This is a genomic window from Pseudomonas sp. BRG-100, from assembly GCF_000737955.1.
In the GTDB taxonomy this organism is placed as follows: domain Bacteria; phylum Pseudomonadota; class Gammaproteobacteria; order Pseudomonadales; family Pseudomonadaceae; genus Aquipseudomonas; species Aquipseudomonas synxantha_A.
This window is the reverse complement of record NZ_JPRX01000001.1, coordinates 2,458,807-2,481,421: the sequence shown is the minus strand read 5'-3', so window position 1 is coordinate 2,481,421 and position 22,615 is coordinate 2,458,807. Positions and strand designations below refer to the sequence as shown.

Genomic DNA, 22,615 nt, shown 5'->3' with positions numbered 1-22,615 from the left:
TGGCGTATGGAACCTATCGTGCTGTTCAAGCAGGGCATGTTGCTGGTGGTTGTACTGTCTGCACCGCCGCTGATCGTGGCGGTGGTGGTGGGGGTGCTGACCTCTTTGGTACAAGCGCTGATGCAGATCCAGGACCAGACATTACCCTTTGGTATCAAACTAGTGGCGGTGGGTGTCACATTGATCCTCACGGGCCGATGGATTGGCGTGGAGTTGATCCAGCTGATCAACCTGACGTTTGAAATGATCGGCCGTTCGGCCCTGAACTAAGGCGTTGCCTGTGCTGCTTTATCTTGAGTATCTCCCCAGCCTGTTGATCGGCATGGCGCGTATCTACCCCTGTGGCATCCTGGTAGCGGCGTTTTGTTTTCAACATGTGCGCGGCCTGCCCCGACACACCATCGTGATGGTCATGGCGTTGTTGCCCGCTCCAGGTATTCATGCTGCTTTGGCAGGGCAGGACTATTCAGCATTGATGCTCGGTGCGCTGATGCTCAAGGAGGTAGCGTTGGGGTTGCTGCTGGGGGTGTTGTTGGCGATGCCGTTCTGGATGTTCGAGTCGGTGGGAGCGCTGCTGGACAACCAGCGTGGAGCCTTGGCCGGTGGCCAACTTAACCCGTCACTGGGGCCGGACGCGACGCCGATCGGGCACATGTTCAAGCAACTGGCGATTTACTTGCTGATGGCCATGCTGGGGTTGGGCGCACTCACCCAGGTGATCTGGGACAGTTACCTGATCTGGCCACCCACCGTGTGGTTTCCGCTTCCAGCAGCTAATGGCATGAGCGTATTTGTTGGGCTGCTCAGTGACACATTCATGCACATGATGCTTTATGCCGCGCCCTTTATTGCCGTGCTGTTGCTGTTGGAGTTCGGTATCGCGTTACTGGGGGTCTACAGCCAGCAATTGCAAGTGAGTACCTTGGCTCCGCCGGTCAAGTGCCTGGCGGGAATCGGTATTTTGTTGCTGTACTTCGCACTGTTACAGGATCTTATTGTCGGGCGTATGAGCCAGCTGGGTGGCCTTAAGCACTACCTGGGGCTTTTGTTCAAGGTCTCGGCGCCGTGAGTGATTCGGGGGAAAAAAAGCATCCGGCGTCCGCCAAGAAGCTGCGTGACCAACGTAAGAAAGGTCAGGTTGCGCAGAGCCAGGATGTGAGCAAGCTGCTGGCGCTGACGGCTATCAGTGAGGTCGCTTTGTTCACTGCCGAAACCAGCTTGCAACGCTTTCAGCAACTGCTGGTGTTGCCGATATCACGCTTGGGCCAGCCGTTTGCACGGGTGCTGGAAGAAGTGCTGGTGGAGGGCCTGGTGATGTTTTTCTCGTTCTCTCTGTTGATGGCCGGGCTTGCGATTGCCGCGAAGCTGATTGCCAGTTGGATGCAGTTCGGCCTGCTGTTCGCGCCGGACACGCTGAAGATGGATTTCAATCGCCTCAACCCTATCAGCCAGATCAAGCAGATGTTCTCTGCCCAGTCGTTAATGAATCTGCTGATGAGCATCGCCAAAGCGTTCCTACTGGGCCTGATTGTGTACGTGGTGGTCTGGCCCGCGTTGGGGGCGTTGATTAACCTTGCCAACAGCGACCTGCAGAGCTATCTGCTGGCGCTGATCGCGTTGTTCCGTCACCTGCTGCATGCCTGCCTGGGGCTGTTGCTGGTGTTGGCGCTGATCGATCTGACTTTGCAAAAGCACTTCTTCGCCAAGCGTATGCGCATGACACAGGTTGAGGTCGTCAAAGAGTACAAGGACATGGAGGGCGACCCCCATGTGAAAGGCCAGCGCCGCCAGTTGGCGCAGGAATTGGCGCAAGAGGAGCCGAAGGTCAAGCTGCCCAAGCTGGAAGAAGCCGACATGTTGGTGGTCAACCCGACGCACTTTGCAGTCGCGCTGTACTACCGCCCAGGCGAGACGCCTTTGCCCCTGCTGATCAGCAAGGGCACGGACGACGAAGCGCGAAAACTGATCGCGCGCGCAAAGGTCGCCGAGGTCCCGGTGATTCAATGTGTGTGGCTGGCCCGCACGATCTATACCAAGCAGCTGGGTGCAAGCATTCCTCGCGAGACCTTGCAGGCCGTAGCGTTGATCTACCGCACCTTGCGCGAGCTGGATGACGAAGCCAAGCGCGAAACGCTGGAATTGCCTGAGCTTGATCAGCGCTGATCAGCGACTGGAGCCTGGGTCCAGAGCGCTGAGATTGGCCAGCGAGAGCATCCTGCTGAGGATCCTGCCCGGATTGCAGTGGGAGGAGGGCAAGGCGTGCCAGATCACCAAGGCGCCCTGGGTATCGAGATAGATAAAACAGCCATCAAACACCTGTGCCTGCTCAAAGCGGCGCTGCAATACGCGTTGTAGTTGCCCGGCTTGCAACGCTTCGCGAATGATGTGCAAGGCCAGTCCAGGGTGATTACCCGCGTTGAGCGCGCGCACCTCGATGCCGCGAGTGAGAACCTGGTGAGTGGCAGCGCCGCTCACCAGGTTCTCCAGAAATACCTGGCGTGGTTCGTCGGGTATTTCCTTGATGCTCATCGTTCCAGCGATATCGTCTGGTAATCCGCTCGCTCCCCGGAAGGGCCGGGCTCGACGCGCATGTGAGATGGCCACCAGATCACCATCTTTTGTGCGGTCGATTGGGGACGTGAGCAGGAGTCGCCTTTGCACGTGGGGGTGCAAGCGCTGACAAGCAGCGCCGTACCGATCAGAGTGACGCACAACAATTGATGTTTCATGGGCGAACCTTTTGAGATGGCGTAATCAAGGTGGGGCGCGGTACGCTGAGGTGTTCATCCTTCACCACCGGACGCATGGCAATAAATACCTCGGCTTCCTCTCCCGGTTTCAACCAGGCGTGTGGCCACACGGTGACGGCAAGCGTTTGCGAGTTGCTGCATTCTTTTTCATCGATGCGCACATTGCGGTTGAACTGGTTGCGTAGTACTACGACTGCAACGTTGTACTCAGGGCCTGCATACCATTGGCTGCGCTCGGTACTCAGTGCGAGCAGGTCGCGGGTGCTGCACAGCGTGTTCAACCCCACGGGCATTGGCGCCAACTTGAAGGCCTTGGGCACTTGCCCAGTCACCAGGTGCGCCAGGGTACTGATCACGTCGCTACGCTTGATCACCGGCTGGTGAGGGGCGTTACGCCTGGCCAGCGGTGCCAGCGCCGCCTGCAATTGGGCCTGATCTGCCTGGGGTAAATAGCGAGACGGATCGGCCTGGTCGCCGATGACGCGCGGCGTGATGATAAACAGGCGTTCACGCCGATTGTTCTGCCTTTCGCTGGAAGAGAACAGCGCCTTGCCCAGCAACGGGATATCACCCAGCAGTGGCACCTTGCTTTGCCTGTCGGTGCTTTCCGTGACGTGGAAGCCGCCTACAACCATAGAGCGCTTTTCCGCCATGACTGCCTGGGTGCTGACGTTACCGCGGCGAACATCCAGGTCCCTGAGGTTACGGTTGGGGTTGGATTCGTCGAACGTGCCGTCCTCGATATCCACGACCAAGTGAATCTGATGGCTGCCGCGGCTGGTGATGACGCGGGGTATGACCTGAACGCTGGTCCCCACGGTGACCGGCAAGATGGTTGCGTTCTGCCGACCAGGTGTCAGGTATTGAGTGCGGTTGAAGTCGATCACCGCCGGCTGGTTTTCCAGGGTGAGCACGGACGGGTTGGAAACCATCGTCGCCAGCCCCTTGGCTTCCAGGGCGCGTATGTCGGCATAGAAACGTTCGCGATTCTCAAGCGACAACTGTTGGGATGACGAACCTGCACGGAACCGGCTGTTCTGAAACCCCCAGTTCACGCCGAACTCATCCAACTGCGTACGCTCGATATCCAGAATGATCGTGTCGATCTCCACCAGTTTGCGCGCCACATCGAGTTGTGCGATCAACTCGCGGTACATGGCCTGGCGCTCTGGCAGGTCATAGATCAGGACTGCGTTATTGCGAATGTCGGCTTCGACGCGAATCCGGCTGCTGGGTATCGGTGCACGCGGGGGGAGTGTGGCGCCAATATCCAATGGCATGGTGTTGCTGTTTGTACCGAGTATCTGCCCCAGCATGGGATTGCTCAAGCGGGGAACATTCGGCGCAATAGGCGAGGGCTGTGAGGAAGGGCGCTGGCTCAGCACCGAGGAGATCGGATTTGAACGGGGCTCCAGCAGCCCTTGCACAATGCTGGAAACACCGGCAATGGTCAGCTTCTGGCCGCGGTAATCCACTTGACGATCAGCGGCATTGGCGAACTTCAGCGGGAAGCTCAGCACCGTCTGTTTTTCATCCACGGTGCGGCGTTGGCTGCTGAACTGCTTGATTTGTTCGATATAGCGCCGAGGTCCGGAGACGAGCACGACGCCATCCTCGGGCAACTCACCCCAGCCGAAGCGACTATCGAGCAGGCCAATATCAGTGAGCGCCTGCTTGAGGTCGGCAATGGTCTCAGAGGAAACCTCCAGGCGCGCGGACTCTTGCTGGTCCAGGGTGCTGATGTAGAGTGTGTTGTTGTACAGATACCATTGGAAGCGATGTTCTACTCCCAGCCGGTCGAGCAAGGATTGTGGGGTATTGGCGCGTATCTTGCCGTTGACGGTGCCCTCCAGCAGGCCCTCGATTTGCAGTTGCGTACCGAAGGTTTGGGCGAAGTCGTCGAGCACGTCCCGGACTGGCTTATGCTCGGCTTCATAAGCATAGGCGGTGTTCTTCCATTCGGCGGGGATCGCCGCCACCGCGCTTTGAGTTGAAACCAGCAGCCAGGAAAACAGGAACACATTCCGCCAATGGGCTCTTTTGAATGAAGCATCAGGCGAGTCAAGGCACAAGCGGCCGCCCTTATGGGTCTTGTTAGGCATAGACAGTTCTCTGATTAGTACGCGCGTGAACGTAGCGGGGTGGGTTTGAGGTTTTGGGCTGGACGAGCAAGACGCGCAACGATGGCGCGCCATGTGTCACGTTGGTTCAGCAGGGTCTCGAGGCAATTCAGTACGTGGGCTTCACCACGGTCGGTGCGCAGACGTTGAATCAGCCATAGCGCACCTGTGTCAGCTTTTTGAGCCAATGCACCCTGAAAATGGTTCAAGCTGGCAGCACCCAGGCGCAGCCAGCCTTGCAAGGCTGAGTTATCTGTCACCGCTGAGGTCAGTTGAACACTCAATAAAACGGCGTCGCCCTGACGTCGCAAGGTGACTTCGTCGTCACCTTCAAATATGGCGATTTTTTCCTCCCTGCCGCTCAACCAGTCACCCACGAGCGCTTTCATTTACTGAAAACTTTCAATGGTTGTTTTGAGCATCTGATTGACCGTTTTACCGTGCTCACTATAAAGCGCAAAGGTGACCTCTCTGCGCGTTACTAAATTGTGAAACCGCTCGCTGTCTTCGGCCGCCAGGCTTTCTTCAAAACCGGACTTGAACTCTTTGTATGTAGAAGTTTTATTTCTGGCAATCGAATGAGTCAGCTCTTTGAAAAAATCCATGATTTCCCTCTGATAGCTATGTTGATGGGTGAATTTAAACAGTTAGTTCTGAGTGGAGAATATAAATAAAGTCTCTGTGCTCGTAGGATTAGATCTCGATCGAGTACTCTTTGCCCTGGTTGAAAAAAGTGTCGAGCATGGCATTCCAGCTGATACGGAAGTCCCCCTCATCTGTTTTCAATACGAGTGTTTGAGGATGAACCGTGTCGTCGGCGTTTAACTTCCAGAATCTGCTCTTGTGACGGGCAAGGCCCTGTCTTATCTCCTCAAGATCATGGGGATGACAGAGCAACGTCGCACTGACTTCCTGAACTTGGCTATCCAGCAATTGTTTCAACAGCGCTGCGAGCCGTTGCGGGGCAGTTGTCTCGTCGAGCAGACAGCGAATGGCTTGGTTGGTGATGGCGGTCGCGTAGTGTTCAAGGTTATCGCACATCGATTGACGGTCGCGTTCCCATTGTTTGAGTTGAGCATCGGCGCGTTGCCAGATTTCCAGTGAGGCTTGTTCAAGCATGGCCTCGCATTTTTTTTCGGTCATACGTATCAATTCGTCGGCCTGGGCATTGGCGTGGCTCAAGAGATGGTTGGCCTGCTCCCAATTGGCTAGCTCTTCGCGCGGGATAAGGTTGGCTCGCGTGCCGGACGCGTCCTTGCGTAACTCAATAGTATGTCGGCATAACATCGCTGCTTTCCTCATCCTTGCGAGACAGGGGCATGTTGTCGCTCGCCATGCTTGCGACGCGCCAGACGACGGCCTGCCAGAGGGTGTTCAATCGGCTGCTCGCACTTTCGAGTGGGGCGTCTGCTGTTTCAGCCTCGCTCACACGTGTACGGGGGAAACGCAATCGAAGGCGCTGCCAGGTAGCGGGCTCAACCCAGCTATGAAGTAGTCGCAGCGGATCGGAATGTGGGGGCAGCATGGAAGGGTGCAGCGCCATGGAGAGGCGCATGCACCACTCATGATGATCTTCACTCAAGGGTGATGCTGCCTGGGGATTGAACGTGTGGTTGGCCAATGCCAGCGCCAGGTTGAGTTGGTCCGTGGAGGCCAGGGCCAACCGAAGCACAGTGGCATGAGGTGCAGCCGGCAAGCAGGCGACAAAACCCGTAAGGTCTTCTGGCGCTGACCGACCGCTATAAAAAAGCCTTTCAATCGCACGATACTTGTCGCCTCTCCAGTCTTCGTGGGCCTGTTTCCAGGGAAAAGCCCACCATTGAGCCCAGGCCAGTTGCTCACGCATCAGATGATCGGGTCTAGGTGCCATGCGTTGGCCCCGTTGAGTTTCCTGTAAGCGCGGGCTCCAGATGAGGACGCTTGCGCCGCGCTTGCAGGAAGATCATGGCTGCCACGGCCGAAGCCAGACCGAGCAGCAAGATCATGATGCTGGATCGCCAGAATCCGAGATCGTCGCCGGGCACCAGGAAGGGGCCGAAATACACCAGGCGTTGTTGTTCCTGATAAGTGGAGGCCGGTACAAACACCACGGTGAGTTTTTGCGGGTTATCCACTGCGGTGGTCATCCCAGGGATACTGCTCGCCACCATTCTGCGGACCCGCGCGCGAATGTTGTCGGGGTCCAGGCGTGGATCATGCTTGATGAATACGGAAGCGGATGCGGGTTGGACCGGCTCTCCTGGCGCTATGCGTTCAGGCAATACCACATGCACACGTGCGACGATCACACCGTCGATCTTGGATAACGTGGTTTCAAGCTCTTGAGATAAGGCATAGATGTAGCGGGCACGCTCTTCCAGAGGGGTGGAAATTACCCCTTCCTTGCGAAAGGTATCCCCCATAGTGGTCCGGGCGAGCCGGGGAAGGCCGGCGGCTTCCAAGGTACGTACGGCGCGCCCGATGTCGCTTGTATTAACCGTTACGACGACCCCGTCTTTGGCCGGTACCTTTTGCGCACGAATATGTTTATCAGCCAATTCGGCTACAACCTCATTGGCTTCTTGTTCGGACAGTTGGCGATGCAGTTCTACCCGGTCACCACATCCGCTCAATATAAAAGTCATACTCAAAACTAAAGCGACAAGCAGAGAGTTATTCATGCTCAAGACTGCATGTTGCTGATCTTGTCAATGCACTGCGTTGTCTTGGCAAGACATTTCACCATCAATTGTGTTGTAAGTTGCGCGTTATGTAACTCGCGTGGGTAATTTCCTATGGCCTCAACATCAATCCCCTTTTTGGTTGAGCGGATTATTTTTGCGAAGCCATCTCTTGAGTTGCTCAGGTGCTTTGATGCTTCTGTCAAAAGGAGTGAGCCTTCAGGCTTGGCAGAGATTGTGCTTGTGGGATGGGAACCTTCGAACAGTGACGTGAAAAAACTGACGTCCGTACCGCCTGCCGATTGTTCCTGTGGCTTACGGTCGTGTTCGGTATTGCTGCTTTTCTGTGAAAAGCGGTCGTTTATTATTTGCATGGAGTGTCTACTCATTCAGGGTGGACAGCGGCTCTAGAGCACTAAAATGGTCTGTCGGGCCGGTTGGATGATTACCTTTCGGGCTGCAAAGCCTGAAAGGTAATCGATCACCTCGCGATTATTGGCCTGAGCCCGACCGGATCAGTGCTTGAATATTTTTTACTTCAGCACTCTTCCAGCCATTTTTTATTGCATCAGCCTTCATTTTCTCGAAGATAGCTTCGGCTGAGCCCTCGTTCGCGCCTCCAACTCCATCCATACTCCCTGAATATGTCTGCGGTATAGAGCCTGTACCACTTCCTGCGCCAACATTCATATAGAAATCCTACTATGGGTTTTTTGGGTCTTTATTTTTCCATCGGTCAAATCACGGCAGCATCTACGTGTTACAGAGATTTGCTTCTGGCAACAACTGTGTGGCCCGTATTAGTAATGCGTTCCAGATGTTTCCAGGTCGCGATGTAACTAATTGTTTTCTTGAGTGGTTGTTTGATCAGGTCTTTGGCGATACAGGGTTTTTATGGCCTACTTGTTAGCTGTGAGAGGAATGATTGAGCTTATGCCAGTGATATCTTCAAGTGTTTCATCCTGTAATACAGCGTGCGCTTAGCGACCCCCAGTTCAATTGCTACGGTATCTACACAGTGGTGGTGGCGGTACATGGATTCTTCAATCAATGCTTTTTCAATTTGTTGGAGGCGTGTCTTCAGGTCCGTCTGAAGTGGTTGCTGTCTGCATGCGGGAGTTGAGAGCGGCGGGAGGCCCAAGACGAACCGTTTCGCCGTCGAACGTAGTTCGCGCACATTACCCAGCCAGGAGTGACAGAGCAGTTGATGCAGCAGGCTGTCAGGAGGCGATGGGGCACTGCATTTGAACTGCTCCGCTTCTTCCTGAACCATTTCCAGAAACAACGGGATGATGCGTTCGCGCCGATCTCGCAGGGCGGGGAGCTCGATGTTGACCACATTCAAACGAAAGTAGAGGTCACGCCTGAAGGCGCCTTGTTCGACCATGATTTGCAGCGACTGCTGGGCTGATGCGATGACGCGCATGTCCACGGAGATCAGCCGAGTCGAGCCCAGGCGTTCCACCCCACGGCACTCCAGCACGCGCAGGAGCTTGGCTTGCAGATTCAGGGGCATGCTGTCGATCTCATCCAGGTATAGGGTACCCAGGTGGGCTGCTTCGACGAATCCAGCCCTTGATTGTATTGCCCCGGTATAAGCCCCGCTGTTGACACCGAACAACTGGCTTTCCGCGAGGCTTTCTGGGATTGCCGCACAGTTCACGGCAACAAAATTACCGCGTCGCCCCGATAAACGATGAATCCGCTGTGCAAGAGTGTCTTTTCCGGTGCCGGTTTCTCCCAGCAACAGAATGTCAACGTTGAGCGCGGCAGTGTTGTTAAGCGTGGTTTCAATTTCCGGACCTTCGATGAGTGAAACGTCTGTTTTATTATCCTTCTGGACGTAGGTCGACATGAATTGATACTCCCTGTTCGCTATTACTTCACTGTTGCAAATACGGTGTGCAAGCGCCATTTCAGTAGAGCGTAGATTATAAAAGTTGTCACTCGGTGTAGAGAGGTTTAAGCGGAGGAGTGATGTAGGAAAATGATGGTAAGTTAAGGCTTGTTGGACGCAGGAATAAGTGCGGGGTTAATCGGTCGATTGGTAAGTAGGAATATTCTGAGAGTCTGTTTTTTTTGGGGATACAGTCTTTTTTCATAAGCGCTCGCCCACAAAAAAGCCGATGCAATGCATCGGCTTTTTCTGGTCCCGCAGTCAATACCGCGGGTTGTACTTACACGTTAAAACGGAAGTGCATTACATCGCCATCCTTGACGACGTATTCCTTGCCTTCCAGGCGCCATTTACCGGCTTCCTTGGTGCCGGCTTCACCCTTGTACTGAATGAAGTCGTTGTAGGCGATCACTTCGGCGCGGATGAAGCCCTTTTCGAAGTCGGTGTGGATCACGCCGGCAGCTTGTGGCGCGGTAGCGCCAACCTTGACGGTCCAGGCGCGAACTTCTTCGACACCGGCGGTGAAGTAGGTCTGCAGGTTGAGCATCTCGTAGCCGGCGCGGATCACACGGTTCAGGCCAGGCTCTTCAAGGCCCAGGGCCTCAAGAAACATATCTTTTTCTTCGCCGTCATCGAGCTCGGCGATTTCAGCTTCGATCTTGTTGCATACCGGAACAACAATGGCGCCTTCTTCCTCGGCAATGGCCTTGACCACGTCGAGCAGCGGGTTGTTCTCGAAGCCGTCTTCGGCGACGTTGGCGATGTACATCACAGGCTTGGTGGTCAGCAGGTGGAAGCCCTTGATCACAGCCTTCTCATCGGTGCCCATGCTCTTCATCAGGCTGCGTGCCGGCTTGCCTTCGGTGAAGTGAGCGATCAACTGCTCCAGCAGGCCTTTCTGGACCACTGCGTCCTTGTCTCCGCCTTTGGCGTTACGCGCGACTTTCTGCAGTTGCTTTTCGCAGCTGTCGAGGTCGGCGAAGATCAGTTCCAGGTCAATGATTTCGATGTCGCGCTTGGGGTCGACGCTGTTGGAGACGTGGATCACGTTCTCGTCTTCAAAGCAGCGGACCACATGGGCAATGGCATCGGTTTCACGGATGTTGGCCAGGAACTTGTTGCCCAGGCCTTCGCCTTTGGATGCGCCAGCGACCAGGCCCGCGATGTCGACGAATTCCATGGTGGTCGGCAGGATGCGCTTGGGGTTGACGATCGCTGCCAGTGCCTCCAGGCGTGGGTCCGGCATCGGCACGATGCCGCTGTTGGGTTCGATGGTGCAGAAGGGGAAGTTCTCCGCCGCAATACCGGACTTGGTCAGGGCGTTGAACAGGGTGGATTTGCCGACGTTGGGCAGGCCGACGATGCCGCAATTGAATCCCATGGTGTTTCCCCTCGGGTAAAAGTCAGGCCTTCTGGCTGTGCAGGTTTTTCATCGCGCGGTTCCATTCACCGGCGAAGATATCCGGCAGCACGCCGAGGGCAAAATCGATGCTGGCATCGAGTTTTTCCTGTTCGGCGCGTGGCGCACGACCCAGGACGAAATTTGAAACCATACTGGCAACGCCTGGGTGGCCAATGCCGAGCCGCAGACGGTAAAAGGTATTCTGATTGCCCAGCTGCGCGATGATGTCGCGCAGGCCATTGTGCCCGCCGTGTCCGCCGCCTTGCTTGAGCTTGGCAACGCCGGGTGGCAGGTCCAGTTCGTCATGGGCCACCAGGATTTCTTCGGGTTTGATCCGGAAGAAGCCCGCAAGCGCCGCGACGGCCTGGCCGCTGCGGTTCATGTAGGTGGTGGGAATCAGTAGACGAATATCCTGACCCTGGTGCGAAAAGCGCCCGGTCAGGCCGAAATATTTGCGATCGGCCACAAGGTTGATGCCTTGGGCGTGGGCGATGCGCTCAACAAAAAGGGCCCCCGCGTTATGCCGGGTCTGTTCGTATTCGGCGCCTGGATTTCCCAGGCCAACGATCAGTTTAATGGCAGTCACGACAGGGGCCCTTCCTTTGGAGTTGTGGATAACATCGCTACACCAGCGTGCGGCGAAAGTGGACGACAGGAGCTCACTTATCCAGAGATAAACTTCGCGTTGTTGCCCGCTTTCTCGCTACGTTTCGGTCCGCGATGTTCCCTCAAGCTCCTTCGTTGCAGAGTGTATTACTCGGCAGCGGTTTCGCCGGCTTCATCTTCTGCTACAACACGTGGCGCGTGGACGTTGGCAACAGCCTTGTCGTCGTTGTGAGCCAGTGCAACGAACTCAACGCCTTTAGGGGCCTTGAGGTCGGACAGGTGGATGATGGTGCCGATTTCAGCAGCCGACAGGTCGACTTCGATGAACTCAGGCAGGTCTTTCGGCAGGCAGCTTACTTCCAGCTCGGTAGTGGTGTGAGAAACAACGCCACCTTTCTTGACTGGAGCTTCTTCGCCAACAAAGTGCACAGGCACGATAGCGGTCAGTTTCTGACCAGCTACGACGCGTACGAAGTCAGCGTGCAGTACGTGGCCCTTGGAAGGGTGGCGCTGCAGGGCCTTGATGATAACGTTCTGCTTTTTGCCGCCAACGTTCAGTTCGATAACGTGGCTGTAGGCAGCGTCGTTTTCGAGCAGTTTGGCAACTTCTTTGGCCAGCATGCTGATGGATTCAGGGGCTTTGTCGCCACCGTAAACTACAGCTGGAACCAGGCTTGCGAGACGACGCAGGCGGCGGCTCGCACCTTTCCCCAGGTCGGAACGCACTTCAGCATTCAGAGTAAAATCGTTCATGTTGTATCTCCAAAATAACCACATTCGCCCCAGCGTTTGCGACCAGCGCTAAAGGCGATATGGGCAAAAAAGCCCCGCCCCAACAGTATGTTGGGGCGGGGCGCTTTTCGTCAGTGAGGTGCTCCGAAGGTTTGACCCTTAACGGAACATCGCGCTGATCGATTCTTCATTGCTGATGCGGCGAACCGCTTCGGCAACTACCGGTGCGATATCCAGTTGACGGATACGCGAACAGGCTTGAGCAGCAGCGGACAACGGGATGGTGTTAGTCACCACCAGTTCGTCCAGCATGGAGTTCTCGATGTTCTCGATCGCTCGGCCCGACAGCACAGGGTGTGTGCAGTAGGCGAAGACTTTTGCAGCACCGTGCTCTTTCAGGGCTTTCGCCGCGTGGCACAGGGTGCCGGCGGTGTCGACCATGTCATCAACCAGAATACAGGTACGCCCTTCGACATCACCGATGATATGCATCACTTCAGAGTGATTGGCTTTTTCACGGCGTTTATCGATGATCCCGAGGTCCACGCCCAGGGATTTGGCAACGGCCCGTGCACGCACGACGCCACCAATGTCCGGGGACACGATCATCAGGTTTTCAAAGCGCTGGTCTTCGATGTCATCCACCAGAACGGGGGAGCCGTAGATGTTATCTACCGGAATATCGAAGAAACCCTGGATTTGGTCAGCGTGCAGGTCAACCGTGAGAACACGGTCGATGCCTACCACGGTCAGCATGTCAGCAACGACTTTCGCGCTGATAGCCACACGTGCGGAACGCGGACGGCGATCCTGACGGGCATAACCAAAGTAAGGGATTACAGCTGTGATTCGAGTCGCTGAGGAGCGGCGGAAGGCATCAGCCATCACGACGAGTTCCATCAGGTTATCGTTGGTCGGAGCGCAGGTCGGCTGAATAATGAAGACGTCTTTACCGCGGACATTTTCATTGATCTCGGCTGTAATTTCGCCGTCGGAAAACTTACCGACAGAGATGTCACCGAGAGGGATATGCAGCTGACGTACGACACGTCGAGCCAGATCGGGGTTGGCATTCCCCGTAAAGACCATCATCTTGGACACGCGCAGTACCTAGAGGCTGAGGGTAACCTGGATGAGTATTAGAAAATGGCAGGGGCGGCTGGATTCGAACCAACGCATGGCAGGATCAAAACCTGCTGCCTTACCGCTTGGCGACGCCCCTGTATCTGTTGCAACGAGTGCCTAACACTCGATTCCTTTTAGAGCAGACTTTGCAGCTTGCGATGCAACATCGAAACGTTGCTTCCCTTTGCTACAAACCCTGTAAGGGTCTCTGTAAGAAGGGCCGAGACTTTATCAGCTTCAGCTTTGCTTGGGAAGCCCCCAAACACACAACTTCCAGTTCCGGTTAATTTTGCTTCGGTAAATTTACCTAACAAATTCAAAGCGTTACGTACCTCTGGATAACGCCTTGCTACAACCGGTAAGCAGTCATTTCGACTGTTTCCCTTGGGAACGGGGCGCACTTTAATGGGAGAAGAGTTACGTGTCAACAACGGATCTGAAAAAATTTCTGCTGTACTTACAGATACTTGCGGCACAAGCACGACATACCAGGGTTCTTCGGGCTCTACAGGGGTAAGTTTCTCCCCTACGCCCTCAGCAAACGCGGCGTGGCCGCGCACGAAAACCGGGACGTCCGCGCCCAGCGTCAGGCCCAGCACAGCCAGGCGATCGTGGTCCCAGCCCAGTTGCCACAAGTGGTTCAGCCCCAGCAACGTCGTTGCAGCATTCGAGCTCCCGCCCCCGATACCTCCGCCCATGGGCAGGATTTTGTCGATCCAGATATCTATCCCGAGCGGGCAGCCGGATTGTTGCTGAAGTTTTTTCGCCGCCTTCACGATCAGATTGCTGTCGTGGGGCACGCCTTCGAATTCGGTGTGCAGCTGGATCACGCCATCGTCGCGTACGGCGAAGGTCAGCTCATCGCCATAGTCGAGGAACTGAAAGAGGGTCTGCAGCTCGTGATAGCCATCTTCACGGCGACCAAGAATATGCAGCATCAGATTGAGTTTCGCAGGCGAGGGCAGGGTCAGGCGTTCTGTCACGTTATTGCCCCAACTTGCGCGGTTGCCAGTCCTTGATCACCAGCGTGACATCAAGGTCGGTGCCGTGCAGCTTGATGCGCTCGGGCAGCCAATAGCCGTTCTGTTGCACGTAGCTCAGGTACTCCACCTGCCAGCCGTCCTGCTCCAGGGAGGCAAGGCGACTGTCGCCATTGAGGCTCAGGCGACTTTTGCTCTCGGGCGCCGGAAGACCGCGCACCCACCAGACCAAATGCGAGACAGGCAGCTTCCAGCCGATCTGCTGCTCCAGCAGTTCCTCCGGGGAGGTCGCCTCATAGCGGCCCTGGTTGGCCACTTCCAGGCTCACCTGCCCCGGCCGGCCCGTCAGGCGAGCCGCCCCCCGGCCCAGCGGGCCCGAGAGGCGAATGTCGTAATAATCCTGGCGTTGCAGCCAGAACAGGGTGCCGCTGCCGGAATCTTTCGGCGCGCGAACCCCGACCTTGCCCTCGATCTGCCAGCCGTCGATGCTGCTGAGCTGATCCTTGTGTTGTTGCCATTGCGCCGGGTTGCCCTGGCCTTCAACGGATTCACGGGTGCCTACGCCCGCGCAACCGGCGAGCAGGGCGATAAAACTGAAAACGATAATGTGGCGCAAGAACATAAGCTTAAAGGGTCTCGGATCCGGTCAGGCGCTTGATGGTGCCGCGCAGGATTGGGCTTTCGGGTTGTTCCTTGAGGAATTTTTCCCAGATTTGTCGTGCTTCGCGTTGCTTGCCCTTGGCCCAGAGCACTTCGCCCAGGTGCGCGGCAACTTCTTGATCGGGAAACCGCTCCAGTGCCTGGCGCAGCAAGCGCTCGGCCTCGTCGAGGTTGCCCAGGCGGTAATTCACCCAACCCAGGCTGTCGAGTACAGCCGGGTCTTCAGGGTTGAGCGCATGGGCCTGTTCGATCAGTACCTTGGCTTCGGCGTAACGCGTGGTGCGGTCGGACAAGGTATAACCCAAGGCGTTGAGTGCCATGGCGTTATCCGGGTCGCGCTTGATGATCAGGCGCAGGTCCTTTTCCAGTTGGGCCAGGTCATCGCGTTTTTCTGCCTGCATGGCGCGGGTGTACAGCAGGTTCAAATCGTCGGGATACTGCAACAAAGCTTGTTGCAGCAGCTTCCAGGCGCGTTCGCCCTGCTTGTTGGCCGATAAGGTCTCGGCCTGGATCAAGTACAGCTGGATGGCGTAGTCCGGCTCGGCATCGCGGGCCGCCGCCAGGCGTTTTTCCGCTTCGTCGGTACGGCCATTGCTCATCAGGATGTCGGCCTGGCGCAACTGGGCGGGCAGGTAGTCATTGCCGGGGCCGACCTGGGCGTACTCGAGCAGGGCGGCCTGCGGGTCGTTGCGTTCTTCAGCGATGCGGCCCAGGTTCAGGTGCGCCGAGTCGACATGGCTGTCACGTTCAATCAACTGTTCCAGGTAGCCCTTGGCCTCATCCCAGGCTTTGGCTTCCAGGCACACCAGGGCCAGCGAATAGCGCAGTTCGTCGTCGTCGGGGTATTGCTGGACCAGGTTGGCGAACTGCACTTTGGCGTCTTCCATGCGGTCCTGCTCAACCAGCATTCGCGCATAAGTCAGGCGCAGGCGCTTGTCGTCCGGGTATTTCTTGATGCTTTTTTCCAGCAGAGGAATCGCTTCCTTGCCGCGGTTGAGGTTCTGCAGCAGGCGTGCTCGCAGCAGGATCGGCGCGATCTCGCCGTCTTCCGGCGGGTTCTGCTCAAGCAATTTGAGTGCGGCGTCGGCTTCGTCATCCTGTTGCAACAGCAAGGCTTTGCCGAAAATCAACTGGCTGTTCTTCGGATGCTTTTGCAGCAGGCGGTCGAAGCTCTTCATCAGGCCATTGCGGGTGTCCTGATCGGTGTCGGCGGCCGACAGTGCCAGGAAGTCGAAATGCGTGTCGCCCTTGCCCTGCAGGACTTTCTCCATATAGACCATAGAGTCGTCATAGCGGCCCGCGCGCGCCAGTTGCACGGCGGCGGCGCGCTGGGCTTCCAGATCATCGGGGGCATTTTTTGCCCAGATCAGCGACGTATCCAGCGCAGCCTGGTCGGCGCCCAGGTATTCGGCGATGCGAAACGCCCGCTCGGAAATGCCCGGGTCCTGGGTGTTGATGGCCTGGGTCACGTAATTATCCAGCGCAATATCGAAACGATTACGCTGGCCGGCCAGTTCCGCGGTCAGCAGGCTGTAGATCGTTTCTTCACTGAACGAGGAATAAACCTTGGGCTTTTCAGGGGCGGGGGAGGTGTCTTCTACCGGCGGCGTAGCCTCCGGCGACACGGGTGCCATGGCCTGGCAGCCGCTGAGAAAGACAAAAGCAAGGAGCAACGCGGAAGATCTATTCATATAGGAAGAGGACGACTAACCTGCGGTCGGATCATCATGACACAAGCCTTCGGCCAAACATAACCGAGTCTCAGTGGAGGCCTTTATAGGCATAACGCATTAGGACAATAGACGACGGTGGTTGTTCTGGATCTTTCGAAGTAGGACAATTGTCGGCTTCCCGACATCATCAGCGATATTGAATGGCCTTCCTCGCACTCGGTATTAACCACAAGACTGCCTCCGTAGACGTGCGCGAGCGCGTGGCGTTTACGCCAGAGCAGTTGGTTGAGGCCTTGCAGCAGCTCTGCCGGCTCACCGACAGCCGCGAAGCTGCGATCCTTTCGACCTGCAATCGCAGCGAGCTCTATATAGAGCAGGAACATCTTTCAGCGGATGTGGTACTGCGCTGGCTGGCCGATTATCACCATTTGAGCCTCGATGACCTGCGCGCCAGTGCCTATGTGCATGAAGAGGATGCGGCAGTTCGTCACATGATGCGTGTGGCGGCCGGTCTCGACTCGCTGGTGTTGGGCGAACCGCAAATTCTTGGCCAGATGAAGTCTGCCTATGCCGTAGCGCGTGAGGCCGGCACGGTCGGCCCGCTGCTGGGGCGCCTGTTCCAGGCCACCTTCAATTCGGCCAAGCAGGTGCGTACCGACACGGCTATCGGCGAAAACCCGGTGTCGGTGGCCTTTGCCGCTGTCAGCCTGGCCAAGCAGATTTTCAGCGACTTGCAGCGCAGCCAGGCGCTGCTGATAGGTGCCGGTGAAACCATTACCCTGGTAGCCCGGCACCTGCACGATTTAGGCGTGAAGCGCATCGTTGTCGCCAACCGCACGCTCGAACGGGCGAGTATCCTCGCCGAACAGTTCGGTGCCCATGCCGTGCTGTTGTCAGACATTCCGGCTGAACTGGTACGCAGTGATATCGTTATCAGCTCCACCGCCAGTCAGTTGCCGATCCTCGGCAAAGGTGCGGTCGAGAGCGCGTTGAAACTGCGCAAGCACAAGCCGATCTTCATGGTGGATATCGCCGTTCCCCGGGATATCGAACCCGAAGTCGGCGAGTTGGACGACGTTTACCTCTATAGCGTCGACGATCTGCATGAAGTGGTCGCCGAGAACCTTAAGAGCCGCCAGGGTGCCGCCCAGGCCGCTGAGGAGATGGTCAGCACCGGTGCTGAAGATTTCATGGTGCGCCTGCGTGAATTGGCGGCGGTGGATGTGCTCAAGGCGTATCGTCAGCAGGGCGAACGCCTGCGTGATGAAGAGTTGCTCAAGGCCCAGCGCCTGCTCGCCAACGGCAGCAGCGCCGAAGAGGTGCTGATGCAATTGGCCCGTGGCCTGACCAACAAACTGCTCCATGCACCCAGCGTTCAGTTGAAAAAGCTTACCGCCGAAGGCCGCCTCGATGCGCTGGCCATGGCTCAGGAACTCTTTGCCCTCGGTGAGGGCGCGTCAGACAGCTCTTCGGATAAAAAACCGCAATGAAAGCTTCACTGCTCAATAAACTGGACGTGCTCCAGGACCGTTTCGAAGAACTGACCGCCTTGCTCGGCGACGGCGAGGTCATTTCTGATCAGGCCAAGTTTCGCGCTTATTCCAAGGAGTACGCCGAAGTTGAGCCGATTGTAGCCACCTACAAACATCTCACCAAAGTGCAGGCTGACCTCGAAGGCGCTCAGGCGCTGCTCAAGGACAATGACCCGGACATGCGTGAAATGGCCGTGGAAGAAGTCCGCGAGGCCAAGGAAAAACTCGCCGAACTGGAAGGCGACCTGCAACGCATGTTGCTGCCCAAGGACCCTAATGACGGCCGTAACGTGTTCTTGGAGATCCGCGCCGGTACCGGTGGCGACGAGGCGGCGATTTTCTCCGGCGACCTGTTCCGCATGTATTCGCGCTACGCCGAACGACGCGGCTGGCGGGTCGAGATCCTGTCCGAGAACGAAGGTGAACACGGTGGCTATAAAGAAGTCATTGCTCGGGTAGAAGGTGACAACGTCTACGGCAAGCTGAAGTTCGAATCCGGCGCCCACCGTGTGCAGCGTGTCCCTGCGACTGAGTCCCAGGGCCGTATCCATACCTCGGCGTGCACCGTGGCGGTGTTGCCTGAGCCGGACGAGCAGGAAGCCATCGAGATCAACCCCGCGGACTTGCGTGTCGACACCTACCGCTCGTCGGGCGCCGGTGGCCAGCACGTCAACAAGACCGACTCGGCGATTCGGATTACCCACTTGCCGTCGGGCATCGTGGTGGAATGCCAGGAAGAGCGTTCCCAGCACAAGAACCGGGCGCGGGCCATGTCCTGGCTGTCGGCCAAATTGAACGACCAGCAAACCAGCGCCGCCGCCAACGCGATTGCCAGCGAGCGTAAGCTGCTGGTGGGCTCGGGCGATCGCTCCGAGCGCATCCGAACCTACAACTTTGCCCAAGGCCGGGTAACCGACCATCGTGTCAATCTCACCCTTTATTCCCTGGACGAGATTCTCGCTGGTGGCGTGGATGCGGTGATCGAGCCGTTGCTCGCCGAATATCAGGCGGATCAACTGGCCGCGATAGGTGAATAAATGACCATCATAGCCAGCCTGCTGCGCGCGGCCGACCTGCCCGATTCGCCCACTGCGCGCCTGGATGTGGAACTGCTGCTGGCCGCCGCCCTGGGCAAGTCCCGCAGCTACCTGCACACCTGGCCGGAAAAGATCGTCAGCAGCGAAGACGCCCTGACCTTTGCCGGTTACCTGCAGCGCCGCCGCAGCGGCGAGCCGGTGGCTTATATCCTCGGCCAGCAAGGCTTCTGGAAGCTGGATCTGGAGGTCGCACCGCACACGCTGATCCCGCGTCCGGAAACCGAATTGCTGGTGGAAGCCGCTCTGGAACTGCTGCCTGCTACCCTGGCCAAAGTCTTGGACCTGGGCACCGGCAGTGGCGCCATTGCCTTGGCGTTAGCCAGCGAACGCCCGGCCTGGCAAGTCACCGCCGTTGATCGCGTGCTCGAAGCGGTGGCCCTGGCCGAGCGCAACCGCCAGCGCCTGCACCTCAATAACGCCACGGTGCTGAACAGCCATTGGTTCAGCGCCCTGCAAGGCGATCGCTTCGACTTGATCATCAGTAATCCGCCCTACATTGCTGACAACGATCCGCACCTGGTGGCGGGGGACGTGCGGTTTGAGCCGGCGAGCGCCCTGGTGGCCGGGCCTGATGGCCTGGACGATTTGCGCCTGATCATCGATCAATCACCGGCCCATCTGAATGCCGGTGGCTGGCTGTTGCTTGAGCACGGCTACGACCAGGCCTTGGCTGTGCGTGACTTGTTGCTGAGCCAAGGCTTTGAAGGCGTACACAGTCGTATCGATCTTGGCGGTCACGAACGCATCACCCTGGGGCACCGACCGTGCTGACCGATCAGGAGCTGTTGCGTTATAGCCGGCAGATTCTGTTGCAGCATGTCGACATCGAAGGGCAGTTGCGCCTGAAACAGAGCCGCGCGTTGATCGTCGGCCTCGGTGGCCTGGGCGCTCCGGTTGCGCTCTACCTCGCCGCTGCCGGTGTAGGTGAGCTGCACCTGGCGGATTTTGACACGGTCGATTTGACCAACCTGCAACGTCAGATCATCCATGACACCCACAGCGTAGGGCAGACCAAGGTTGATTCGGCCATGCGTCGCCTGAACGCGCTCAACCCTGAAATCACCCTGACCGCCCATCGCGTGGCGCTGGATGCTGACTCGCTGGTCTCTGCAATCGGCGCGGTGGATGTGGTGCTCGATTGCAGCGACAACTTCTCTACCCGCGAAGCGGTGAATGCGGCCTGCGTCGTCGCGGGCAAGCCATTGATCAGTGGCGCGGCCATTCGCCTTGAGGGGCAATTGTCGGTGTTCGACCCGCGTCGCGCCGACAGCCCGTGCTATCACTGTTTATACGGGCACGGCAGCGACACCGAACTGACCTGCAGCGAAGCAGGTGTGGTCGGGCCGTTGGTGGGGCTGGTCGGTAGCCTGCAAGCGCTGGAAGCCTTGAAGCTGCTGGCAGGTTTCGGTGAGCCGCTGGTGGGGCGCCTGTTGCTGATCGACGCCTTGACCACGCGTTTTCGCGAATTGCGCGTCAAGCGCGACCCGGGTTGCAGCGTGTGTGGAACCCGGCATGGTTAAGGGCGCGCCCATCGGTGTGTTCGACTCCGGCGTCGGCGGCCTGACGGTGCTGGAAGAAATCCAGCAGTTATTGCCCCATGAATCGCTGCTGTATGTGGCCGACTGCGGGCATATCCCCTATGGTGAGAAAACGCCCACTTTCATCCTTGAGCGTTCTCGAACCGTCGCCGAGTTTTTCCGCGAGCGCGGTGCCAAGGCATTTGTTATCGCGTGTAACACCGCAACGGTCGCCGCCGTTGCCGATTTGCGTCAGGACTACCCTGATTGGCCGCTGGTCGGCATGGAGCCTGCGGTCAAGCCCGCTGCTGCCGCTACCCGCAGCGGCGTGGTGGGTGTGCTGGCCACCACCGGCACGCTGCAAAGCGCCAAATTCGCAGCCTTGCTCGACCGCTTCGCCACTGATGTACGAGTGGTGACCCAACCCTGTCCGGGCCTGGTGGAGCTGATTGAAGCCGGCGACCTGAACAGCCCGGCTTTGCACATACTGTTGCAGGGCTATATCGAGCCACTGCTCAGCGCCGGTTGCGACACCATCATCCTGGGTTGCACCCACTATCCCTTCCTCAAGCCGCTCCTGGCGCAGATGCTGCCCCCCAGCATTATCCTGATCGACACCGGCGCCGCCGTGGCGCGCCAGCTCAAGCGTTTGCTGGATGAGCGCGACCTGCTGGCAGCTGGCAATCCCGACACTGCACAGTTCTGGACCAGCGGCGATCTGACCCACCTAAGAAATATCCTACCGACACTTTGGAAACATCCCGGAGTTGTGCGAAGCTTTGGCTCGTGAAAATTTCGTGAAATGGTGCTGATAAAAGCTGAACTTCCGGCTCTACGTCAGCTTCTATAGCCAGTTAGCCTGTTTAAAACTATATAACTTCGTTCGGAAGGATGTTTCTTATGAAGCGCTTGTTCTGTTTGGCTGCGATTGCGGCCGCTGTGTTGGGACACTCTGTTTCAGCCCAGGCCGCCGGCCTGGAGTTCGGGTTGGGGAGTACCAGTGATTCGACGTTGACCTATCGACTGGGCCTGACTTCGGATTGGGATAAAAGCTGGATGCAAAGCGATGTTGGCCGTCTGACCGGCTACTGGAGCGGCGCCTACACGTATTGGGAAGGTGATGACCGGGCAGGTGCCAGCAGCCTGTCGTTCTCGCCGGTGTTTGTGTATGAGTTTGCCGGCCAGTCGGTCAAGCCCTACATCGAAGCCGGTATCGGCGTGGCGGTGTTCTCCCGTACCCGGCTGGAAGACAACAACATCGGCCAAGCCTTTCAGTTCGAAGACCGCCTGGGTTTCGGCCTGCGGTTTACCGGTGGGCATGAAGTGGGCATTCGCGCCACGCACTATTCCAACGCCGGCATCAGCAGCAATAACGATGGGGTAGAGAGCTACTCGTTGCACTACACCATGCCGTTGTAATTCAACAACAACGAAGCCCCCCTGTGGGAGCGGGCTTGCTCGCGAAAGCGGTGTATCAGCTAGCACATGCATAGACTGACCCACCGCCTTCGCGAGCAAGCCTGCTCCCACATTTAGATCTTTGCTCATCGCAGGATCAGCGGTAGACCGTCGCGATGCCTTCCCGCTCTTCAAGACACTCCGGCGCACCCATCTCAAACTCCCGGCAAATCAGCGGTCGAAGCGCGTAAATTGTGCACATCATCGTGTCCCGGTCCAGCGCGGCGCACCAGCCGTCGTCCAGGCGCAGCATCACTTCGCCGCCCCACTCATCGGTATCGATAAAGCGCTGCGGCACGCCGGTGTCGGTGATCAGCATGACTTCCAGCTGACAGCAGCAGGCCGCGCACGTCGAGCAGGTGACGGCCGGTTCAGTGATTTGGATATGGGGGATGTTGGTCATAGC

General features: G+C 57.5%; 27 protein-coding genes and 1 tRNA gene. 9 read left to right on the top strand and 19 right to left on the bottom strand.

The features are described 5' to 3' along the window. The first annotated feature begins 6 nt into the window (after nucleotides 1–6). From sctS to sctU, 3 genes are read left to right on the top strand one after another with little or no spacing between them, the layout of a single operon-like run. Nucleotides 7–270: a type III secretion system export apparatus subunit SctS gene (gene sctS, locus JH25_RS16240; RefSeq protein WP_014716816.1), complete on the top strand. Its 264-nt coding sequence runs from the start codon at nucleotides 7–9 to the stop codon at nucleotides 268–270. A gap of 10 nt (nucleotides 271–280) precedes the next feature. Beyond that, nucleotides 281–1,069, top strand: coding sequence for a type III secretion system export apparatus subunit SctT (gene sctT / locus JH25_RS16245; protein ID WP_032878018.1), 789 nt, complete (start codon nucleotides 281–283; stop codon nucleotides 1,067–1,069). Continuing rightward, nucleotides 1,066–2,163, top strand: coding sequence for a type III secretion system export apparatus subunit SctU (gene sctU / locus JH25_RS16250; RefSeq protein ID WP_032878016.1), 1,098 nt, complete (start codon nucleotides 1,066–1,068; stop codon nucleotides 2,161–2,163). Before sctT ends, sctU begins: the two co-directional genes overlap by 4 nt. Here sctU and JH25_RS16255 read toward each other — a convergent pair whose 3' ends face one another. The 18 genes from JH25_RS16255 to JH25_RS16335 all read right to left on the bottom strand — a co-directional run bounded on the left by JH25_RS16255 (nucleotide 2,164) and on the right by JH25_RS16335 (nucleotide 16,623). After that, complete coding sequence (locus tag JH25_RS16255; RefSeq protein ID WP_032878015.1) at nucleotides 2,164–2,529, bottom strand: hypothetical protein; 366 nt, start codon at nucleotides 2,527–2,529, stop codon at nucleotides 2,164–2,166. It lies immediately after the preceding gene. Then, on the bottom strand, nucleotides 2,526–2,729 hold the full coding sequence (hrpT, locus tag JH25_RS29055; RefSeq protein WP_081883307.1) for an HrpT family type III secretion system protein: 204 nt from the start codon (nucleotides 2,727–2,729) through the stop codon (nucleotides 2,526–2,528). Before hrpT ends, JH25_RS16255 begins: the two co-directional genes overlap by 4 nt. After that, nucleotides 2,726–4,852, bottom strand: coding sequence for a type III secretion system outer membrane ring subunit SctC (gene sctC / locus JH25_RS16260; RefSeq protein ID WP_032878014.1), 2,127 nt, complete (start codon nucleotides 4,850–4,852; stop codon nucleotides 2,726–2,728). The genes hrpT and sctC overlap by 4 nt, the downstream gene beginning before the upstream one ends. A 14-nt stretch (nucleotides 4,853–4,866) precedes the next feature. Then, the gene (locus JH25_RS16265) at nucleotides 4,867–5,259 is read right to left on the bottom strand and encodes a hypothetical protein (RefSeq protein ID WP_032878013.1); all 393 of its coding nucleotides are present in this window, start codon (nucleotides 5,257–5,259) and stop codon (nucleotides 4,867–4,869) included. Beyond that, nucleotides 5,260–5,475 carry a hypothetical protein gene (locus JH25_RS16270; RefSeq protein WP_032878012.1) on the bottom strand — a complete coding sequence of 72 codons (216 nt, stop codon included), beginning with the start codon at nucleotides 5,473–5,475 and terminating at the stop codon, nucleotides 5,260–5,262. A gap of 88 nt (nucleotides 5,476–5,563) precedes the next feature. Beyond that, a complete protein-coding gene (sctL, locus tag JH25_RS16275) occupies nucleotides 5,564–6,157 on the bottom strand; it encodes a type III secretion system stator protein SctL (RefSeq protein WP_032878011.1) in 594 nt (197 codons plus the stop codon). Beyond that, nucleotides 6,135–6,716: a type III secretion protein gene (locus tag JH25_RS16280; protein WP_228309320.1), complete on the bottom strand. Its 582-nt coding sequence runs from the start codon at nucleotides 6,714–6,716 to the stop codon at nucleotides 6,135–6,137. The genes sctL and JH25_RS16280 overlap by 23 nt, the downstream gene beginning before the upstream one ends. Before the next feature lie 13 nt (nucleotides 6,717–6,729). Next, nucleotides 6,730–7,530, bottom strand: coding sequence for a type III secretion system inner membrane ring lipoprotein SctJ (sctJ, locus tag JH25_RS16285; RefSeq protein ID WP_032878009.1), 801 nt, complete (start codon nucleotides 7,528–7,530; stop codon nucleotides 6,730–6,732). Between the two features lie 2 nt (nucleotides 7,531–7,532). Beyond that, the gene (locus JH25_RS16290) at nucleotides 7,533–7,904 is read right to left on the bottom strand and encodes a hypothetical protein (protein ID WP_032878008.1); all 372 of its coding nucleotides are present in this window, start codon (nucleotides 7,902–7,904) and stop codon (nucleotides 7,533–7,535) included. 557 nt (nucleotides 7,905–8,461) lie between these two features. Then, nucleotides 8,462–9,385, bottom strand: a complete 924-nt coding sequence (locus JH25_RS16295; protein WP_032878007.1) for a sigma 54-interacting transcriptional regulator — start codon at nucleotides 9,383–9,385, stop codon at nucleotides 8,462–8,464. Nucleotides 9,386–9,707: 322 nt separating this feature from the next. After that, the gene (ychF, locus tag JH25_RS16300; RefSeq protein ID WP_005784608.1) at nucleotides 9,708–10,808 is read right to left on the bottom strand and encodes a redox-regulated ATPase YchF; all 1,101 of its coding nucleotides are present in this window, start codon (nucleotides 10,806–10,808) and stop codon (nucleotides 9,708–9,710) included. Nucleotides 10,809–10,830: 22 nt separating this feature from the next. After that, a complete protein-coding gene (gene pth / locus JH25_RS16305; RefSeq protein ID WP_005784610.1) occupies nucleotides 10,831–11,415 on the bottom strand; it encodes an aminoacyl-tRNA hydrolase in 585 nt (194 codons plus the stop codon). Nucleotides 11,416–11,582: 167 nt separating this feature from the next. Further along, complete coding sequence (locus JH25_RS16310; protein ID WP_005784612.1) at nucleotides 11,583–12,188, bottom strand: 50S ribosomal protein L25/general stress protein Ctc; 606 nt, start codon at nucleotides 12,186–12,188, stop codon at nucleotides 11,583–11,585. Between the two features lie 138 nt (nucleotides 12,189–12,326). Further along, nucleotides 12,327–13,268, bottom strand: a complete 942-nt coding sequence (locus JH25_RS16315) for a ribose-phosphate pyrophosphokinase (RefSeq protein ID WP_003208392.1) — start codon at nucleotides 13,266–13,268, stop codon at nucleotides 12,327–12,329. A 46-nt stretch (nucleotides 13,269–13,314) separates the two neighbouring features. After that, a tRNA-Gln gene (locus tag JH25_RS16320) sits at nucleotides 13,315–13,389 on the bottom strand. A gap of 37 nt (nucleotides 13,390–13,426) precedes the next feature. Next, nucleotides 13,427–14,275, bottom strand: coding sequence for a 4-(cytidine 5'-diphospho)-2-C-methyl-D-erythritol kinase (gene ispE, locus JH25_RS16325; protein ID WP_032878006.1), 849 nt, complete (start codon nucleotides 14,273–14,275; stop codon nucleotides 13,427–13,429). Nucleotide 14,276: 1 nt separating this feature from the next. Then, nucleotides 14,277–14,894 carry a lipoprotein insertase outer membrane protein LolB gene (gene lolB / locus JH25_RS16330; protein WP_032878005.1) on the bottom strand — a complete coding sequence of 206 codons (618 nt, stop codon included), beginning with the start codon at nucleotides 14,892–14,894 and terminating at the stop codon, nucleotides 14,277–14,279. Between the two features lie 4 nt (nucleotides 14,895–14,898). Beyond that, nucleotides 14,899–16,623, bottom strand: coding sequence for a tetratricopeptide repeat protein (locus JH25_RS16335; RefSeq protein WP_032878004.1), 1,725 nt, complete (start codon nucleotides 16,621–16,623; stop codon nucleotides 14,899–14,901). A 182-nt stretch (nucleotides 16,624–16,805) separates the two neighbouring features. Here JH25_RS16335 and hemA point away from each other — a divergent pair, with 182 nt between their 5' ends. The 6 genes from hemA to JH25_RS16365 all read left to right on the top strand — a co-directional run bounded on the left by hemA (nucleotide 16,806) and on the right by JH25_RS16365 (nucleotide 22,170). Further along, the gene (gene hemA, locus JH25_RS16340; protein ID WP_032878003.1) at nucleotides 16,806–18,095 is read left to right on the top strand and encodes a glutamyl-tRNA reductase; all 1,290 of its coding nucleotides are present in this window, start codon (nucleotides 16,806–16,808) and stop codon (nucleotides 18,093–18,095) included. Continuing rightward, nucleotides 18,092–19,174, top strand: coding sequence for a peptide chain release factor 1 (gene prfA / locus JH25_RS16345; RefSeq protein ID WP_032878002.1), 1,083 nt, complete (start codon nucleotides 18,092–18,094; stop codon nucleotides 19,172–19,174). Before hemA ends, prfA begins: the two co-directional genes overlap by 4 nt. After that, nucleotides 19,175–20,005 carry a peptide chain release factor N(5)-glutamine methyltransferase gene (prmC, locus tag JH25_RS16350; RefSeq protein ID WP_032878001.1) on the top strand — a complete coding sequence of 277 codons (831 nt, stop codon included), beginning with the start codon at nucleotides 19,175–19,177 and terminating at the stop codon, nucleotides 20,003–20,005. It begins immediately after the preceding gene. Continuing rightward, nucleotides 19,999–20,754: a molybdopterin-synthase adenylyltransferase MoeB gene (locus tag JH25_RS16355; protein ID WP_032878000.1), complete on the top strand. Its 756-nt coding sequence runs from the start codon at nucleotides 19,999–20,001 to the stop codon at nucleotides 20,752–20,754. Before prmC ends, JH25_RS16355 begins: the two co-directional genes overlap by 7 nt. Further along, nucleotides 20,747–21,541 carry a glutamate racemase gene (murI, locus tag JH25_RS16360; protein WP_032877999.1) on the top strand — a complete coding sequence of 265 codons (795 nt, stop codon included), beginning with the start codon at nucleotides 20,747–20,749 and terminating at the stop codon, nucleotides 21,539–21,541. Before JH25_RS16355 ends, murI begins: the two co-directional genes overlap by 8 nt. A gap of 110 nt (nucleotides 21,542–21,651) precedes the next feature. Further along, nucleotides 21,652–22,170 carry an acyloxyacyl hydrolase gene (locus JH25_RS16365; protein ID WP_005784623.1) on the top strand — a complete coding sequence of 173 codons (519 nt, stop codon included), beginning with the start codon at nucleotides 21,652–21,654 and terminating at the stop codon, nucleotides 22,168–22,170. A gap of 136 nt (nucleotides 22,171–22,306) precedes the next feature. Here JH25_RS16365 and JH25_RS16370 read toward each other — a convergent pair whose 3' ends face one another. Then, nucleotides 22,307–22,612, bottom strand: a complete 306-nt coding sequence (locus JH25_RS16370; RefSeq protein WP_032803249.1) for a YkgJ family cysteine cluster protein — start codon at nucleotides 22,610–22,612, stop codon at nucleotides 22,307–22,309. Nucleotides 22,613–22,615: the final 3 nt, after the last annotated feature.

Excerpts from the sequence above, each read along its gene's own strand:
- sctS (WP_014716816.1), top strand. The coding sequence starts at position 7 with ATGGAACCTATCGTGCTGTTCAAGCAGGGCATGTTGCTGGTGGTTGTA.
- JH25_RS16255 (WP_032878015.1), bottom strand. The coding sequence starts at position 2,529 with ATGAGCATCAAGGAAATACCCGACGAACCACGCCAGGTATTTCTGGAG.
- hrpT (WP_081883307.1), bottom strand. The coding sequence starts at position 2,729 with ATGAAACATCAATTGTTGTGCGTCACTCTGATCGGTACGGCGCTGCTT.
- sctC (WP_032878014.1), bottom strand. The coding sequence starts at position 4,852 with ATGCCTAACAAGACCCATAAGGGCGGCCGCTTGTGCCTTGACTCGCCT.
- JH25_RS16265 (WP_032878013.1), bottom strand. The coding sequence starts at position 5,259 with ATGAAAGCGCTCGTGGGTGACTGGTTGAGCGGCAGGGAGGAAAAAATC.
- JH25_RS16270 (WP_032878012.1), bottom strand. The coding sequence starts at position 5,475 with ATGGATTTTTTCAAAGAGCTGACTCATTCGATTGCCAGAAATAAAACT.
- sctL (WP_032878011.1), bottom strand. The coding sequence starts at position 6,157 with ATGTTATGCCGACATACTATTGAGTTACGCAAGGACGCGTCCGGCACG.
- JH25_RS16280 (WP_228309320.1), bottom strand. The coding sequence starts at position 6,716 with ATGCGTGAGCAACTGGCCTGGGCTCAATGGTGGGCTTTTCCCTGGAAA.
- sctJ (WP_032878009.1), bottom strand. The coding sequence starts at position 7,530 with ATGAATAACTCTCTGCTTGTCGCTTTAGTTTTGAGTATGACTTTTATA.
- JH25_RS16290 (WP_032878008.1), bottom strand. The coding sequence starts at position 7,904 with ATGCAAATAATAAACGACCGCTTTTCACAGAAAAGCAGCAATACCGAA.
- JH25_RS16295 (WP_032878007.1), bottom strand. The coding sequence starts at position 9,385 with ATGTCGACCTACGTCCAGAAGGATAATAAAACAGACGTTTCACTCATC.
- ychF (WP_005784608.1), bottom strand. The coding sequence starts at position 10,808 with ATGGGATTCAATTGCGGCATCGTCGGCCTGCCCAACGTCGGCAAATCC.
- JH25_RS16310 (WP_005784612.1), bottom strand. The coding sequence starts at position 12,188 with ATGAACGATTTTACTCTGAATGCTGAAGTGCGTTCCGACCTGGGGAAA.
- lolB (WP_032878005.1), bottom strand. The coding sequence starts at position 14,894 with ATGTTCTTGCGCCACATTATCGTTTTCAGTTTTATCGCCCTGCTCGCC.
- JH25_RS16335 (WP_032878004.1), bottom strand. The coding sequence starts at position 16,623 with ATGAATAGATCTTCCGCGTTGCTCCTTGCTTTTGTCTTTCTCAGCGGC.
- hemA (WP_032878003.1), top strand. The coding sequence starts at position 16,806 with ATGGCCTTCCTCGCACTCGGTATTAACCACAAGACTGCCTCCGTAGAC.
- prfA (WP_032878002.1), top strand. The coding sequence starts at position 18,092 with ATGAAAGCTTCACTGCTCAATAAACTGGACGTGCTCCAGGACCGTTTC.
- prmC (WP_032878001.1), top strand. The coding sequence starts at position 19,175 with ATGACCATCATAGCCAGCCTGCTGCGCGCGGCCGACCTGCCCGATTCG.
- murI (WP_032877999.1), top strand. The coding sequence starts at position 20,747 with ATGGTTAAGGGCGCGCCCATCGGTGTGTTCGACTCCGGCGTCGGCGGC.
- JH25_RS16365 (WP_005784623.1), top strand. The coding sequence starts at position 21,652 with ATGAAGCGCTTGTTCTGTTTGGCTGCGATTGCGGCCGCTGTGTTGGGA.
- JH25_RS16370 (WP_032803249.1), bottom strand. The coding sequence starts at position 22,612 with ATGACCAACATCCCCCATATCCAAATCACTGAACCGGCCGTCACCTGC.